At 68.6% G+C, this 15,204-nt stretch carries 15 protein-coding genes; 8 read left to right on the top strand and 7 right to left on the bottom strand.

The features are described from left to right. Positions 1-131 precede the first annotated feature (131 nt). From aroC to ACQY76_RS09770, 3 genes are all read left to right on the top strand, one after another. Positions 132-1,244 carry a chorismate synthase gene (gene aroC, locus ACQY76_RS09780; RefSeq protein WP_428032681.1) on the top strand — a complete coding sequence of 371 codons (1,113 nt, stop codon included), beginning with the start codon at positions 132-134 and terminating at the stop codon, positions 1,242-1,244. A gap of 856 nt (positions 1,245-2,100) precedes the next feature. Next, complete coding sequence (ribB, locus tag ACQY76_RS09775) at positions 2,101-3,405, top strand: 3,4-dihydroxy-2-butanone-4-phosphate synthase (RefSeq protein ID WP_428032980.1); 1,305 nt, start codon at positions 2,101-2,103, stop codon at positions 3,403-3,405. A 175-nt stretch (positions 3,406-3,580) separates the two neighbouring features. After that, positions 3,581-4,384 carry a DUF1194 domain-containing protein gene (locus ACQY76_RS09770; protein WP_428032680.1) on the top strand — a complete coding sequence of 268 codons (804 nt, stop codon included), beginning with the start codon at positions 3,581-3,583 and terminating at the stop codon, positions 4,382-4,384. Between the two features lie 24 nt (positions 4,385-4,408). Here the strand turns inward: ACQY76_RS09770 and ACQY76_RS09765 are convergent, their stop codons facing one another. Further along, the gene (locus ACQY76_RS09765; RefSeq protein ID WP_428032679.1) at positions 4,409-4,975 is read right to left on the bottom strand and encodes a DUF4142 domain-containing protein; all 567 of its coding nucleotides are present in this window, start codon (positions 4,973-4,975) and stop codon (positions 4,409-4,411) included. Between the two features lie 97 nt (positions 4,976-5,072). Then, on the bottom strand, positions 5,073-6,335 hold the full coding sequence (locus ACQY76_RS09760) for a class I SAM-dependent RNA methyltransferase (protein ID WP_428032678.1): 1,263 nt from the start codon (positions 6,333-6,335) through the stop codon (positions 5,073-5,075). A gap of 214 nt (positions 6,336-6,549) precedes the next feature. Between ACQY76_RS09760 and ACQY76_RS09755 the strand changes: the two genes are divergently transcribed. Then, a complete protein-coding gene (locus tag ACQY76_RS09755) occupies positions 6,550-7,086 on the top strand; it encodes a DUF1097 domain-containing protein (RefSeq protein WP_428032677.1) in 537 nt (178 codons plus the stop codon). A 35-nt stretch (positions 7,087-7,121) separates the two neighbouring features. Here ACQY76_RS09755 and ACQY76_RS09750 read toward each other — a convergent pair whose 3' ends face one another. Together ACQY76_RS09750 and dxs are read right to left on the bottom strand one after the other, a co-directional pair. Next, positions 7,122-7,892, bottom strand: a complete 771-nt coding sequence (locus ACQY76_RS09750) for a TlyA family RNA methyltransferase (RefSeq protein ID WP_428032676.1) — start codon at positions 7,890-7,892, stop codon at positions 7,122-7,124. Positions 7,893-7,908: 16 nt separating this feature from the next. Then, on the bottom strand, positions 7,909-9,831 hold the full coding sequence (gene dxs, locus ACQY76_RS09745; RefSeq protein WP_428032675.1) for a 1-deoxy-D-xylulose-5-phosphate synthase: 1,923 nt from the start codon (positions 9,829-9,831) through the stop codon (positions 7,909-7,911). 372 nt (positions 9,832-10,203) lie between these two features. On the opposite strand from dxs, the gene ACQY76_RS09740 reads away from it, so the two are divergent. The 3 genes from ACQY76_RS09740 to ACQY76_RS09730 are packed head-to-tail and all read left to right on the top strand — an operon-like array spanning position 10,204 to position 12,231. Beyond that, positions 10,204-11,358, top strand: coding sequence for a hypothetical protein (locus ACQY76_RS09740; protein ID WP_428032674.1), 1,155 nt, complete (start codon positions 10,204-10,206; stop codon positions 11,356-11,358). A 15-nt stretch (positions 11,359-11,373) separates the two neighbouring features. After that, the gene (locus ACQY76_RS09735) at positions 11,374-11,961 is read left to right on the top strand and encodes a protein-S-isoprenylcysteine O-methyltransferase (RefSeq protein ID WP_428032673.1); all 588 of its coding nucleotides are present in this window, start codon (positions 11,374-11,376) and stop codon (positions 11,959-11,961) included. Positions 11,962-11,979: 18 nt separating this feature from the next. After that, positions 11,980-12,231 carry a DUF1272 domain-containing protein gene (locus ACQY76_RS09730; RefSeq protein WP_428032672.1) on the top strand — a complete coding sequence of 84 codons (252 nt, stop codon included), beginning with the start codon at positions 11,980-11,982 and terminating at the stop codon, positions 12,229-12,231. Here the strand turns inward: ACQY76_RS09730 and ACQY76_RS09725 are convergent. The 3 genes from ACQY76_RS09725 to ACQY76_RS09715 all read right to left on the bottom strand — a co-directional run bounded on the left by ACQY76_RS09725 (position 12,197) and on the right by ACQY76_RS09715 (position 13,921). Continuing rightward, positions 12,197-12,658: a DUF1284 domain-containing protein gene (locus ACQY76_RS09725; RefSeq protein WP_428032671.1), complete on the bottom strand. Its 462-nt coding sequence runs from the start codon at positions 12,656-12,658 to the stop codon at positions 12,197-12,199. The genes ACQY76_RS09730 and ACQY76_RS09725 overlap by 35 nt on opposite strands. A 23-nt stretch (positions 12,659-12,681) precedes the next feature. Further along, on the bottom strand, positions 12,682-12,927 hold the full coding sequence (locus ACQY76_RS09720; RefSeq protein ID WP_428032670.1) for an exodeoxyribonuclease VII small subunit: 246 nt from the start codon (positions 12,925-12,927) through the stop codon (positions 12,682-12,684). A gap of 64 nt (positions 12,928-12,991) precedes the next feature. Next, positions 12,992-13,921 (bottom strand): histone deacetylase family protein, encoded by a 930-nt coding sequence (locus tag ACQY76_RS09715; RefSeq protein WP_428032669.1) that lies wholly within the window; start codon positions 13,919-13,921, stop codon positions 12,992-12,994. Between the two features lie 203 nt (positions 13,922-14,124). On the opposite strand from ACQY76_RS09715, the gene ACQY76_RS09710 reads away from it, so the two are divergent. Further along, the gene (locus tag ACQY76_RS09710; RefSeq protein WP_428032668.1) at positions 14,125-15,135 is read left to right on the top strand and encodes an L-threonylcarbamoyladenylate synthase; all 1,011 of its coding nucleotides are present in this window, start codon (positions 14,125-14,127) and stop codon (positions 15,133-15,135) included. The last annotated feature ends 69 nt before the right edge of the window (positions 15,136-15,204 follow it).

Below are 15,204 nucleotides of genomic sequence, written 5' to 3'. Positions count from 1 at the left end.
GATGATGATGTAGCACGATTGGCGCCATTCTCCATGACGCAGCGCGACCGATGGGCCCGCCGCCGGGTTTGACGCCCGTCGCACGGGCGCCTAGAAGCGCCGAGATCCTCCCTGCCGCCGGCGGAGCCGCCATGTCCTTCAACAGTTTCGGCCATCTCTTCCGCGTCACCACCTTTGGCGAGAGCCATGGGCCCGCCATTGGCGGGGTGATCGATGGCTGCCCGCCCGGCCTGCGCTTCCGGCTGGAGGAGGTGCAGGACGCGCTCGACCGCCGCCGCCCCGGCCAGTCGCGCTTCACCACCCAGCGCCGCGAGCCCGACGAGGTGAAGATCCTCTCCGGCACGCTGGCGGAGGAGGACGGCACGCTCATTTCCACCGGCACGCCGATCGCCTTCCTGATCGAGAATGTCGACCAGCGCTCCAAGGATTATTCGGCGATTTCCGAGAGCTATCGCCCCGGCCACGCGGATTACGCCTATGACGTGAAGTATGGCCTGCGCGACCATCGCGGCGGCGGGCGTTCCTCGGCGCGCGAGACGGCGGTGCGCGTCGCCGCCGGCGCCATCGCTGCCAAGGTGCTGCCGGGCGTCACCATCACCGGCGCGCTGGTGCAGATGGGCGAAATCACCATCGACCGCGCCAATTGGGACGACGCCGAAATCGGCCGCAACCCGTTCTTTTGCCCGGATGCGCAGGCCGCCGCCCGCATGGCGGATTATCTCGACGGCATCCGCAAGTCGGGCTCGTCCGTCGGCGCGGTGATCGAGGTGGTGGCCGAAGGCGTGCCGCCGGGCCTTGGCGCGCCGATCTATGGCAAGCTCGATGCCGACCTCGCCAGCGCGCTGATGAGCATCAACGCCGTCAAGGGCGTGGAGATCGGCGAGGGTTTCGCCAGCGCCACGCTGACCGGCGAGAACAATGCCGACGAGATGCGCATGGGCAATGACGGCCGCCCGGTCTTCCTCGCCAACCATGCCGGCGGCGTGCTCGGCGGCATTTCCACCGGCCAGCCGGTGGTCGCCCGCTTCGCGGTGAAGCCGACCTCCTCCATCCTCACCCCGCGCCTCACCGTGACGCGCCATGGCGAGGACGCGGAAATCGTCACCAAGGGCCGGCACGACCCCTGCGTCGGCATCCGCGCCGTGCCGGTGGGCGAGGCCATGGTCGCCTGCGTGCTGGCGGACCATTTCCTGCGCCAGCGGGGCCAGGTCGGCACCCCGCCCGCCTGGCCGTTCCCCCGCTGAGGCCGCCACATCGGCATCGGCTAAGCGTCGTCATCCCGGCCGGCGCGCAGCGAAGAGCCGGGATCGTTCTCCAATGTCGGCACGATCCCGGATCGGCATCCGCGCCGAGGTTCGTCATCCCGGCCGGAGCGCAGCGAAGAGCCGGGATCGTTCTCCTCTCCTCATGTTTGCGCGATCCCGGATCGGCCTGACGGCCGTCCGGGATGACGGCGCCCAAACACAATGTCGAAAGTGGATGCGGCGAGCGCATCCATGGCCGAGTTTATCTAGGAATAAAATCCTAGACGTTTTCCGTTTTCTCTGCCATCCTAGCTGCACCTCATCCCGACGAAGGGGGCGCAACCGGAGCGGCCGGCTCGCGCGGGATGGGGGGCGGTGGCCGAGCGGCGGGGATAACGCACCCCTTTGCCCGGCGGCCCAAGCCATGCGTCCCCGGCCGGTCTTCCCACCGGCCACGGGGCGACGCGTGCCGTCCGTCCGATGAGGGCGCGCCGGCACGTCAAGCACCCCACAGGGGAGGATAGAAAGCGACAGTCCTCCCGGGCGCGCATGGAGCAAGCCTAGAAACACCGCGTTGCGGGGCGCCGGAGACGGCGCGTCGGACGGTTGACGACCAGCTTGCACCACTTTTCACACACGGTGCAGGCGACCGCCGGGGCTTCCGTCCCGGCGCCCCGCACGCCCTCTCAAAGGGGCGGAAGCGACGTGCCGGCCCGCAGCTCCGCGCCAGAAAGGGCGACGGGGCGCTTCAGCATGCGTGTTCGGATGTGAGGCTCGCCGCGCGGAGGCTTCAGTATTACTGAAAAACGCACGCCCTTTCATTGTGGCCGAATGTCACTTGGCCTATAGTCCCGCCATGAAACTCGCGGACTGGCTCACCACGACCGGCACGACCCGCAGCGCCTTCGCGCGCGCCGTCGGCCTGTCGCCCGCCAGCATCACCGCGCTGTGCAAGGACGACAATGCCTGGATCTCGCGGGAAGCGGGCGGGCGCATCGCCGCCGCTACCGGCGGCGCGGTGACGCCGAACGATTTCCTCGGGCTCGATAGCGTGGAGGCGATATTCATGACGGACAATCTGCAGGCCCGCGTCGAATTGGCCATCGATGCCTTCGCCCGTGGCGAGATGCTCGTCGTCACCGATGATGACGACCGCGAGAACGAGGGCGACCTCATCGTCGCCGCCCAGTTCGCCACGCCCGAAAAGCTGGCCTTCATCGTCCGCCACACCTCCGGCATCGTCTGCACCCCGCTCACCGCCGAGCATGCCAAGCGGCTGCGGCTCAACCCGATGGTGACCGACAACGACGCCCCGCACGCCACCGCCTTCACCATCTCGGTGGATTATCGGCACGGCACCACCACCGGCATCTCGGCCGAGGACCGCACCGCCACGGTGCGCGGCCTCGGCAATCCCAATGCCGGCGCGGTGGATTTCGTGCGCCCGGGCCACATCTTCCCGCTCATCGCCCGCGAAGGCGGCGTGCTCATGCGCTCCGGCCATACCGAGGCGGCGGTGGATCTGTGCCGGCTCGCCGGCCTCGAGCCGGTGGGCGTCATCTGCGAGCTGGTGAACGACGACGGCACGGTGATGCGCGGGCCGAAGGTCACCGACTTCGCCGCCAGCCACAACCTGACCCGCATCTCGGTCGCCGACCTCATCGCCTACCGCCAGCTGCGTGAGAAGCTGGTGAGCCGCACCGCCGAGTTCGCCGCCCCGACGGCGGTGGGCGAGATGCACGCCATCTCCTATGTCACGCCCTTCGAGCCGGTGAACCACATCGCGCTCGTCCACGGCAAGATCGGCGACGGACGCGACGTGCTGGTGCGCCTGCACCGCGCCGACCCGATCGCCGATGTCTTCACCGGCGGCAAGGCGATCCACGCCTCGCTGGAGCGCATCAAGGCGGAAGGGCGCGGCGTGCTGGTCTATCTGCGCGACGGCACCACCGGCGTGCCTGCCTCGACAATGGGCGACGAGGAGCGGATCGAGAGCGCCAAGATGCGCGACCAGAACTGGCGCGAGGTCGGCCTCGGCGCGCAGATCCTGCGCGATCTCGGCATCTCCTCCATCCGCCTGCTGGCCTCGCGCGCCCGCACCTATGTCGGCGTCGCCGGCTTCGGCATCGAGATATCAGGCACCGAGACACTGGACGTCTGAGCCGGGACGTCCGAGCCCTCGACCCGTCCGCTACCCCGGTAGCGGCCGCTCACGCGAACGGCATTGCCGGCCCGCGCCTGCCTGCAATTTCGACTTCTGGCCCCTCCTTCGGCGTGTCACCATGCGGGTGACGCGTCTCTGACACGTCGAGGTCCCGTCACCGACGGAGGTCGCGATGTCGTGCGTGCGTGCGTTCATAGCTCTGGCGGCGGGCCTGTTCCTCACGGCTCCAGGCGGCGCGCGAGCCGCCGAGATCGTCGACGTCGAGCTGGTGCTGGCGGTCGACGTGTCCTACTCGATGGACCTCGACGAGCTCGCGCTGCAGCGCGACGGCTACATGAAGGCCGTCACCTCGCCGGAATTCCTCAACGCCCTGCGGCTCGGCCCCAATGGCCGCATCGCCATCGCCTATGTCGAATGGGCGGGCTCGGAGGAGCAGAAGCTGGTCGTCGACTGGACGCTCATCGGCAGCGCCGCCGAGGCCCGCGCCTTCGCCCAGGCGATCGGCAATGCGCCACTGCGGCGGGTCTATCGCACCTCGATTTCCAGCGCGATGACCTTCAGCGCCGACCTCATCGACAGCAACGACATACGCGGCCTGCGGCGGGTGATCGACATCTCTGGCGACGGCACCAACAATCAGGGCCCGCTGGTGGACGTGACGCGCGACGCGATCACCGCGCGGGGCGTCACCATCAACGGCCTGCCTTTGATGCTGAAGCAGGCCGGCGGCTCGATGCTCGATATAGACGACCTCGACATCTATTATGAAGACTGCGTCATCGGCGGCCCCGGCGCCTTCGTCATCCCGGTGCGCGGCCCGCATGAATTCGCCGACGCCATCAAGACCAAGCTGGTGCTGGAGATCGCCGGCGTCAGACCGCCGACGCCGCCGCTCATCCGCCCCGCCTCCGCCACCGAGCCCCGCGTCTCCTGCTCCATCGGCGAGCGCATGTGGATGGAGCGCTGGGGAAATTAGGCGCGCGCCCCGCGCCCCACGCGCCTATTTCTTCAGCGCCGCCGCCAGCTGGTAGCACATGCCGAGATGCATCTGGATGGTGGGCAATATCGCCTTGGCGAAGTCCTTCATCACCGGGTTGGCGCCGCCTTTGGCGTAACCCGCGAACAGGCCGACGGCGGCCTGGTGCCCCTTGGTCTGGGCGGCGACATATTCCGCCTCGAAGGCGGTGCCCGAAGCGGCGCGCAAGCGCGCCATGGCCGCGTCGAGATCGGCACCGAGCCCGGCGGGCGGCACGATGCCGGTATCGGCCGTGCGGAGCGCCGCGACGAATTCCGTCCCGATGCGGCTGTGATCCATGATCATCTTCGCCGCGAAGACCCGGACCTTCGGGTTGAGCGACTTCACCAGCGCCAGCCGGCTCGACGCGATCTCGAACTGGTTGGCGGCCGCCGCCGTCTGGATGAAGGCGGCGGTCGAGGGCACTTTCGCGGCGGCGGCAAGCGCCTTCGGTGTCGGCCCGCTCGCGGCCGGCATGGTCATGGTTTCGGCACGCAGACAGGTCGACGCCACGGCCAGAGCCATGGTCGAGGCGATAAGCAGAACCTTCATGGTCTCCTCCGGAACACGGTGGAGGTGCATCCTTGCCTGCGCCGGCGGCGGACGCCAGCATATTCACCCGTGGCGCACCCGGCTCATAGCGGCGTGGTTAGCGGCGGAAGACCCCCACCAGTTCCACATGGGCGGAATAGAGGAACTGGTCGACAGGGGTGACACGCTCCAGTCGGTAGCCGCCTTCGATCAGGATCTGCGCGTCACGGGCGAAGGTGGTGACATCGCAGGACACGCCGATGACCAGCGGCACCGCGCTCGCCGCCAGCTGGCGGGCCTGCGCTTCCGCCCCCTGACGAGGCGGATCGAACACAGCCGCGTCAATGCCCTTCATTTCCTGCGCCAACAGCGGCCGCCGGAACAGGTCGCGTACCTCGCCCGTCACCGGCTTCAGCCCCGCCGCGCCGCGCACCGCCTTGTTCAGCGCTTCGATGGCGGGGGCGGAGGATTCATAGGCGGCCACCCGGACCCGCTCAGCGAGACGCAGCGCGAAGGTGCCGACACCGGAAAACAGGTCCACCGCCCGGGCTGCGCCGCGCGGGCCCTCCCCCAGCGCCTCCAGCACCAGCCGCGCCAAGGTCGCCTCGCCTGCCGCTGTCGCCTGCAGGAAGGAACCCGGCGGCAGGGCCACGCGCGCGCGGCCCATGGTGAGCATGGGCGGCTCGCGCTGGAGCACCAGTTCGCCATGCCGCGTAAGGCGCGCCAGCCCGTGCTCGCCGGCGATCTGCGCCAGGGCGACGACGCGGTTCGGCTTCAGCGGGCCGCTGCCGCGCACATCCATGTCGAGGCCCGTCTCGGTCGCCGTCACCTGGATGTCGAGCGGCTTGGCGATCGGCACCAGTTCCTGCGCCACCGCCCAGGCGGCTTTGAGCGCTCCATCGAGGCCGGGCGCGAGAATGGGGCAGGCGTCGATCGCCACCACCGCATGGCTGCGCCGGCCGGCGAAGCCCACCGCCAGCACGTCGCGCCCCTTCGGCGCGCTGCCGCCGGTGCCACGCGCATGGAAGGTCGCCCGCCGACGGCCCTCGCCATGCGCCGGCACCAGCGGGGCGACCTCCGTCGCGATGCCGGCGCGCGTGAGCGCCTCGACCACCAGGCTTCGCTTCCACGCCTCATAGGGCGCCGGCGCCCAGTGCTGAAGCGCGCAGCCGCCGCACGGGCCGAAATGCGGGCAGATCGGCTCCACCCGCTCGGCACTCCCATGGACGAGGGAGAGGAGCCGGGCGCGGTCCTGCTCGCGCTCAACCTCCACCACCTCGCCGGGCAGGGTCAGCGGCACGAAGACGGACCCTTCCGGCGTGTCGGCGATGCCGTCGCCGCGGTGGCCGATGCGCGCAATGTCCAGTCGGGTAACGCTCATGCGGGATCCAATTCTGTCATGCGCCATGGGTTATAATGTATTTGAGAGATAATAATGCGACACATCCACACAAACACTTCTTGACCGCATGCCTCCGCAAATAAATTGCGATAATCTACTCGCGGCTGATTCCGGCATCTCAAATGGACAGCCATGTTTACTTAGCATTCGCACATAATAATAAGTATCTGAACCTAGCAACAAGGGGGAAAGAATGTCGCTTGTTTCGGCTCTTGCCATCAGTGTCGGCGTCCTGGGGGGCGTAGCCACCTGGCTGTTTCTCGGACCACTCGCCGGCGGCCTGCAAATATGGGCCGCTTTCATCGCTTGGGCCTGCTTTTTCCACTGCGGTGGCAAGGAAGCCGGTCTCAAGGCGACGGTCCTGGCCAATATCGCCGGTGCCGTCATGGCGTGGCTGACGCTGCTCGCGGTCAGCCGCGGCGGTCTCGGCGAGGCGCTCGGCCTGCCCGTCTGGGCCGGCATCTGCGTCGGTGTCGGCGTGCTGGTGATGATCCTGCTCGGCCACCTGCCGGCCTTCGCCGCCATTCCGGCGATGGTCTACGGTTTCGCCGCGCTGGCAGCCTATGCGCTGCTCGCCACGGATGGCCTCGCCAACCTCACCGCGGCCAGCCTCGCCAACCCGCTGGCAACCATCGTGCTGTCGATGATCGTCGGCGCCGCGCTCGGCTATGTCTCGGAAAAAGTCGCCGGCATGCTGGTCGCCAGCGGCGGGCAGACGCGCCGCGCCTGACCGGCCCTGTCCTTCGGGAAAAGGCGCGGGCGGTGTCACGCCGCCCGCGCCGCCACGAGCAGGCATTCCTCATTGCCGTCGCCGCCGAGAATCGGCGAGATGAGCCGATGCGTCACCTTCCAGCCGAGCTCTTCCAGCAGGGCCGCGATGCGCGCCACCGCGCCCGCTCTGGCTTCCTCGTCCTTCACGATTCCGCCTTTGGACAGCTTGTCACGCCCGACCTCGAACTGCGGCTTCACCAGCGCCACGAGATGGCCTTCTGCAGCTTGATGAAGCAGCAGCGCCGGCAGCACCTGTTGCAGCGAGATGAACGACACGTCGACCGTGATGATACCGGCTGAAGGCACCGCCCCCGGGGCAAGGCTCCTGATGTCGGTCTCCTCCAGCGAGACAATGCGCGGATCGCCCCGCAGCCGCTCATGGAGCTGGCCGCGCCCGACATCGACGGCATGTACGCGCAAAGCGCCGCGCGCCAGCAGCACCTGCGTGAACCCGCCCGTCGAAGCGCCGACATCGAGCGCCTCCAGCCCTGCGACGGAAAGTCCGGCGGCATCGAGCGCTGCCTCCAGCTTGAGCCCGGCTCGCGACACCCATTCATAGGCCTCGCGCGCCTCGATTGCGGCTCCCGCGAAAATCGTCTCGGAGGGCTTGGCGACCTGCTTGCCGTCCGCGATGACAAGGCCGGCGGCAATCGCCGCCTGCGCGCGGGCACGGCTGTCGAAGAAGCCCCGCTCCACCAGCACGCGGTCAGCGCGGTCACGGCGGGACGATGAGGAGGGGTTCGTTGAAGCGGATGGCGGGCTCATCGCCTGTCAAGCCGGCTCAGCCGCGCAGCAGCGCGAGCGCGGCTTCTTCCTCGCGCCCAAGCGCACTGAAGACACCCCGGACGATGCCTTCCGATTCAAGGCCGGCCTCGTGCATCTGGTTTGCCGGGGAATCATGATCGATGAAGCGATCCGGCAACGCCAGGGTGCGGATCTTAAGGCCGCGATCCAGCGCGCCCGCCTCGGCCAGCAGGGTCAGCACATGGCTGCCGAAGCCGCCCACGGCGCCTTCCTCGACCACCACCAGAACCTCGTGCTCGCGCGCGAGCCGCAGGACGAGCTCGCGGTCGATCGGCTTGGCGAAGCGCGCATCGGCCACCGTGGTCGACAGGCCGAAGCCGGCGAGTTGATCGGCGGCGGAAAGGCAGGCGGCGAGCCGCGTGCCGAGCGAGAGCAGCGCGATCTTCGAGCCCTCGCGCACCACGCGCCCTCGGCCGATCTCAAGCGGCGTGCCGCGGAGCGGACGCTCCACCCCCACGCCCTCGCCGCGCGGGTAGCGGAAGGCGATGGGGCCTTCATCGAAGGCGGCGGCGGTCGCCACCATGTGCATCAGCTCGGCCTCATCGGAGGCGGCCATCACCACCATGCCCGGCAGGGTGGCGAGCATCGGCACGTCGAAGGCGCCGACATGGGTGGCCCCGTCCGCCCCCACCAGCCCGGCGCGGTCGATGGCAAATCGCACCGGCAGCCGCTGGATCGCCACGTCATGGACGATCTGGTCATAGCCGCGCTGCAGGAAGGTCGAGTAGATGGCGCAGAACGGCTTGTAACCCTCGGTCGCCAGTCCTGCGGCGAAGGTCACCGCGTGCTGCTCGGCGATGCCGACGTCGAAGGTGCGCTCGGGAAAGGCCTCGCCGAACAGGTCGAGCCCGGTGCCGGCGGGCATGGCGGCATTGATGGCGACGATCCTGTCGTCGTGGCGCGCTTCCTCGATCAGGCTTTCGGCGAACACCCGGGTGAAGGTGGGGGCGTTGGACACAGCCTTCTTCTGCGCGCCGGTGGCGACGTCGAAGCGCTGCACGCCGTGATATTTGTCGGCGGAAGCCTCGGCAGGCGGATAGCCCTTGCCCTTCTGTGTCACCACGTGAACCAGCACCGGGCCGGTCTCGGCATCGCGCACATTGCGCAGCACGGGCAGCAAATGAGACAGGTTGTGCCCGTCGATCGGCCCGACATAGTAGAAGCCGAGTTCCTCGAACAGCGTGCCCCCGGTCCAGAAGCCGCGCGCGAATTCCTCCGCCCGCGCCGCCTGCCGGCCGAAGAATTTCGGCAGGTTGCCGGCGAGTTGCTTGGCGGTCTCCCGCAGCGAACGATAGGTGCGCCCGGACAGCAGCCGCGCCAGATAGGCCGACATAGCGCCGACCGGCGGGGCGATCGACATGTCGTTGTCATTGAGGATGACGATGAGGCGCGAATCCATCGCGCCGGCGTTGTTCATCGCCTCATAGGCCATGCCGGCAGACATGGCGCCGTCGCCGATCACGCACACCACATTGCGCTGGGCACCTGCGAGATCGCGCGCCACCGCCATGCCTAGGCCGGCCGAGATCGAGGTGGAGGAATGGCCGGCGCCGAAGGGGTCGTATTCGCTCTCCGTCCGGTTGGTGAAGCCGGAGAGGCCACCGCCCTGCCGCAGCGTGCGGATCCGTTCGCGCCGGCCGGTGAGTATCTTGTGCGGGTAGCACTGATGACCGACATCCCAGATCAGCCGGTCATTGGGCGTATTGAAGACGTGATGGAGCGCCACGGTGAGCTCGACCACGCCGAGCCCGGCACCGAGGTGGCCGCCGGTTACCGACACCGCGTCGATCATCTCCTCGCGCAGCTCCGCCGCGATCTGCGGCAGTTGCTCCTCCGGCAGGCGGCGCAGATCGGCCGGCTCGCGGATGGTGTCGAGTAGCGGCGTGGAGGGGCGGGTCAAGAACGGCTCCGAAAACACATTCGCCAGCGACGCACGTGCAGCAGCAAGACATCTCTGGGCGAAGTTAACGGCATACACAAGGACGGCAGGGCGCGCAACGCACGCAAGCGCGACCTTCCCCGTCACGACCGAATGTGGAGACCGCGCATGATCGACAATCGGACGTTGGCCTCCGGCGCCGGCTTCCATTAAAAACGCGGCATGGAAGCACGAGTCGCGGCCGGGCCAGACACGACAGAATCGCCGGGCGCGCCTGCCTCCGGCGGCTCCGCGCACGCTGCGTCTGCGGACGCCGAATCTCGTGGCGAGGGGCCGGCCACCCGAAACTGGCGACGGCTGGTGCTGTTTCTGCCGGGACATGACCCCACGGATATGGACTATCACCACGGCCGCTTCGGCAACCAAGCGGAGCGGTTCGGCACGCTGTGGTCGGTGGAAGTGGCGGTGACGCCGCGGCTCGACGACGGCATGCAGCCCTTTGCCCGCTGGGATGTCGCCACGCGGGCGCCAAATTGGTCTACCCGCACCGATTACCGCATCCTGCGCTGGGAAGACATCATCGGCACGCTGGACGCGCGACCCGATCCTGTGCGCCTGTGGCGCGGCTTTGGCGGGCTGTGGGATTTCCTGTGCGGTGGCGCGGCGCGCGGCTATTTCCGCGCCAGCCCGCGCTACGGCTTCTTCTTTTTCTTTCCCTACCTCATTGCCGCGCTGTTCCTCGGCGCCGGCCTTGTGGCGGGCGGACTGGTGTTCTGGGCCGCCGGGCTTGTTTTGCCGGCCCCCCTCGCCGGCCTTCTCGCCCTCGCCGCCGGCATCGCGACCTTCTTCGGTCTGTTCCACCGGCCGGGACGCGACTGGCGGCTGCACCAGGCGCTCGACGACTGGGACCTGGCGCGCGACTATTTGCACGACCGCACGCCCGTGGTCGACGCCCGCCTCGACCGCTTCGCGGACGTCCTGCTGAAGGCGGTCGAGGCGGGCGCCCATGACGAGATTCTTCTCGTCGGCCACAGCCTCGGGGCGACGCTGATGCTTGGCGTCATCGACCGGGCGCTGGAGCGCAATCCCGCTCTGGCGGACGGCGCGGTGCGGGTGAACCTGCTCACCTGCGGGGCGACCATCCCCAAGCTCGCCTTGCACGGCAAGGGCGGCAAGGTGCGCCGCCAGGCTGCCCGCGTCGCGGCAACGCGCGGTCTCACCTGGGTCGAGTATCAGGCGCGGCACGACGCCATCAATTTCTACAAATTCCACCCGGTGACCTTGCGCCGCGCCGGCTTTGACCGGCCGGAGCCCAGCCAGCCGCTGCTGCGCAATGCCAACATCAAGGAAATGCTCACCCACGCCAAGCTGAAGCGGCTGCGCTGGCACGCCATGCGCCTGCATTATCAGTTCCTGCTGGCGAACGAGCAGAAGGCCCCCTACGACTATTTCATGTTCGCCCTCGGCCCGCTGCCCTTCCCCGACCTTTCCTCCCGCCCGGAGGGACCGGTCGGCCGCTTCGCGGCGGACGGCTCCCTGATCGCCTGAACCAACGGACGCTTCATGACCCTTCTCGTCGCCGCCAAGATCGTGTGGGCCGCCGGCTGCATCGGCTGGTACGTCATCCGCCTGCCCTTCGAACGCAAGGTGAAGCGCGAGCGCGTGATCGACGCTCGCGACCGGCTGCGCGAACTGGTGCTGCTCTCCTGCTCGACAATGGGCCTGGGCATCATTCCGCTGCTGTGGGCCACCTCCCGGCTGTTCGACGGCGCCAACTACCCCTATTCGCCGGTGCAGTTCGCGCTCGGTACGCTCACCTTCATCGCCGCGCTGTGGCTGTTCCGCCGCACCCACCGGGATCTCGGCAAGAACTGGTCTGTGACGCTGGAGATCAAGGACAAGCACAAGCTGATCACCGAGGGTGTGTACCGCCATGTGCGTCACCCGATGTACTCGGCCTTCTTCCTGTGGGCACTGGCGCAGCTCATCCTGATCCCGAACTGGATCGTCGGCCCGGCCGGATTCGTCGGCTTCGGCATCCTCTACGCCTTCCGCATCGGCCGGGAGGAGAAGATGATGCTCGACACGTTCGGCGACGAGTACCGTGCCTATAGCGCGCGCACCGCGCGGCTTATCCCCGGCGTATACTGAGGACACGGGACGCCCGACATGCTTGAGCTTCGACCCAACTGCGAATGCTGCAATCGCGCGCTGCCACCCGAGACGCGCGAGGCGCTGATCTGCAGCTTCGAATGCACCTTCTGCGCCGATTGCGCCGGCGACGTACTGGGCGGCATCTGCCCCAATTGCTCGGGTGAGCTTGTGCGCCGGCCGGTGCGGCCGCTGACGGCGCTCGCCCGCAACCCTGCCTCGACGGTGCAGGTGTTCAATCCGGAGTGCCGCAGCCGCCGGGCAGGCTGAGGCGAGAGCCGGTCAGCAGGGCTTGCGCGAACCCCTGCGCGGCGATCTCCGTGCAGAAGGCCGACCACTGGCACCCGGCGCAGGCGACACGTATGTCCCCTGCGGCAAAAGCCGCGCGCATGCGGGTGATACGTTCCGCCGTCAGCGCCAGCGGCCTTCCCGGCTCAAGCGGGCGCCCGAGCAGGCGGGCGATGTCGACCCGGGCCTGCGCGTCACGTACCGTCACGCTGGCGTTGCGGCAGTGATGATCCGGCTCGCCGAGCATGGGCGCGCAGATGTCGTCAGGCCCATCCACCAGCTCGATCACCTCGCCCTCATCAAGCCGGGCGACAATGCGCCGGTAACTGGCGGCGAAGGCAGGGTTGTAGCCCTTGCCGACGAAGGTCAGCAGGCAGAGCAGGTGATGCGCGCGCAGCCGGATGATCATCGGCGGACGGGGGCAATCGTGCGCTATTCCCCGTCCAGGGGCTGCGTGCCGGTGGGGCGGCCGTCGGCGCTGAGGGTGATCTTCTCGACCCGTGCCTCGGCGTCCTTCAGCAGCGCGTCGCAGCGGGCCTTGAGCGCCTCGCCGCGCGCATAGAGGGCGATGGATTCCTCGAGCGGGACATTGCCGCCTTCGAGCTTGGCGACGATGGTCTCCAGGTCGGCGAGCGCCTTCTCGAAGCTCAGCGCATTCACGTCCGCTGCATCGGCCATCGCATCATCCCTCCATGAGTTGAGGCCCCTTATACAGGCAGAGGCCGCCGTTCTCACCCCCGCATCAGCCGCGCATCAGCGCCATTACATGGGCGGAGGCGGAGCGGGCCAGACCTTCAAGGTCGTAGCCGCCTTCCAGCACCGAGACGATCCGCCCGCTGGCGTGCTTGTCGGCGACGTCCATGAGCTTCTTCGTCACCCAGGTATAATCGTCTTCCAGCAGATTGATGTTGCCGAGAGGATCGCGCGTATGCGCGTCGAAGCCGGCGGAAATGATCAGAAGTTCCGGCCCGAACGCCTCCAGCCGCGGCAGGATGCGGCTCTCGAACGCCTGGCGGAAATGCTCGCCATCATCGCCCGAGCGCAGCGGCGCGTTGACGATGTTGTCGGAGGTGCCCCGCTCGCCCACCGCGCCGGTGCCCGGGAAAAGCGGCATCTGGTGGGTGGACGCGTACATCACGCTGGGGTCCGAAAAGAAGATTTCCTGCGTGCCATTGCCGTGATGCACATCGAAATCGACGATGGCGACGCGGCCGATGCCGTGCACCTTCTGCGCATGGCGGGCGGCGATGGCGACATTGTTGAACAGGCAGAAGCCCATGGGCGTGCGCGTCTCGGCATGGTGGCCGGGCGGGCGCATGGAGACGAAGGCGTTGCTCACCTTGCCGGCGAGCACCTCGTCGACGCCGAGCACCGCGCCACCGACGCCGCGCCAGATCGCCTCGCCGGTGCCGGGTGACATCACCGTGTCGCCGTCGATCCGCACCAACCCTTCCGCCGGATTCGCCTCCTCCAGAGCGGCCACATAGTCTTCCGGATGCACGCGCACGATATCCTCGCGCTCCGCGATCGGTGCCAGTTCGCGCGCCAGCGTGGCGAACTGCTCACCCTCGAAAACCCGGTTCAGCACCCGCACCCGGTCGGGGCGCTCGGGGTGGCCGGAGGGCGTGAGATGTTCGAGACAGGCGTCGTGCGCGATCAGAAGGGTGGTCATGGCTATCCTTGGTCGTTCTGGTCGTTGGGTCTTTTAGCCCGGCGAGTGGTGGACGATATGCCACGTCGTCCGGTGGGGCCAGCCATGGCCCGCCCGAATTTTCCGGTGCCGTGGCCGAGCCGGCTCGCCTGCCACCGTTGACCGGCGAGGCACGAGCGCCTATCCGAGCGCGCTTGAGCGACGAGGGAAGGCGGGAGACAGCGGTGAGCCATCCGCCGACATTGCGGGCGACACGGGTGCTGCCGGCGGATGCCGCCGGCATCGCAGAAGCCGCGCGCGTGCTGGTCTCCGGTGGGCTGGTGGCACTGCCGACGGAGACCGTCTACGGCCTCGCCTGCGATGCCACTGACCCGCGCGCCGTCGCCAGCCTCTACGCTGCCAAGGGCCGGCCAAGCTTCAACCCGCTGATTGCCCATATACCGGACGTCGCCGCCGCGCGCCGGGTCGGGGAACTTGCTCCGGCCGCCGCAGCGCTCGCCGCGCTATTCTGGCCGGGGCCGCTGACGCTGGTCGTGCCGGCCATCGCGGACGCCACCTGCGATCTCGCCCGGGCCGGCCTTGGCAGCGTCGCCTTGCGCGTGCCGGCCCATCCGGTGGCGCAGGCGGTGCTGAGGGCCGCCGGGCGGCCGATCGCCGCCCCCAGCGCCAACCGCTCCGGCCATGTATCGCCTACCAGCGCCGCCCATGTGCTCGCCGATCTGGACGGCCGCATCGACCTGATCCTCGATGCCGGCCCCTGCGCAGTGGGTGTTGAATCCACCATTCTCGACTGCACAGGAGCCACGCCGGTGCTGCTGCGCCCCGGCGGACTGCCGCGCGAGGAGATCGAAGCGGCGCTGGGGGCCACGCTGGCGAGCCACGCCTCGTCGGTGGAGGCCGCTGGAAGCGAGGCCGCGCCGCTGGCGCCCGGCATGCTGGCCTCGCATTACGCGCCCTCAGTGCCTGTTCGTCTCGATGCGCATGAACTGACGCCGGGAGAGGCACTGCTGACCTTCGCCGGCGCCCGCCCTCCCGGCACGTCGGCGGCCTCGCTGGTGCGTGACCTCAGCCCTGCCGGCGATCTGGTCGAAGCAGCCGCGAGGCTGTTCGCGCTGCTGCGCGAGCTCGACGGCAGCGGCGCCTCCGCCATCGCCGTCGTGCCGCTCCCGCGCCACGGGCTTGGCGAGGCGATTGCCGACCGCCTGCGCCGCGCCGCTGCGCCGCGTCCTGCCTGACGGCGGGACAGCGACTTTCCCGCGTTTCCGCAACGGCATTAACGCTCAGGCAAGGTTAATGCACGACAA

This window comes from Ancylobacter sp., assembly GCF_965279025.1.
Taxonomy (GTDB): domain Bacteria; phylum Pseudomonadota; class Alphaproteobacteria; order Rhizobiales; family Xanthobacteraceae; genus Ancylobacter.
Note: the sequence above shows the minus strand (reverse complement) of the source record. Positions and strands in the feature narration are given on the sequence as shown.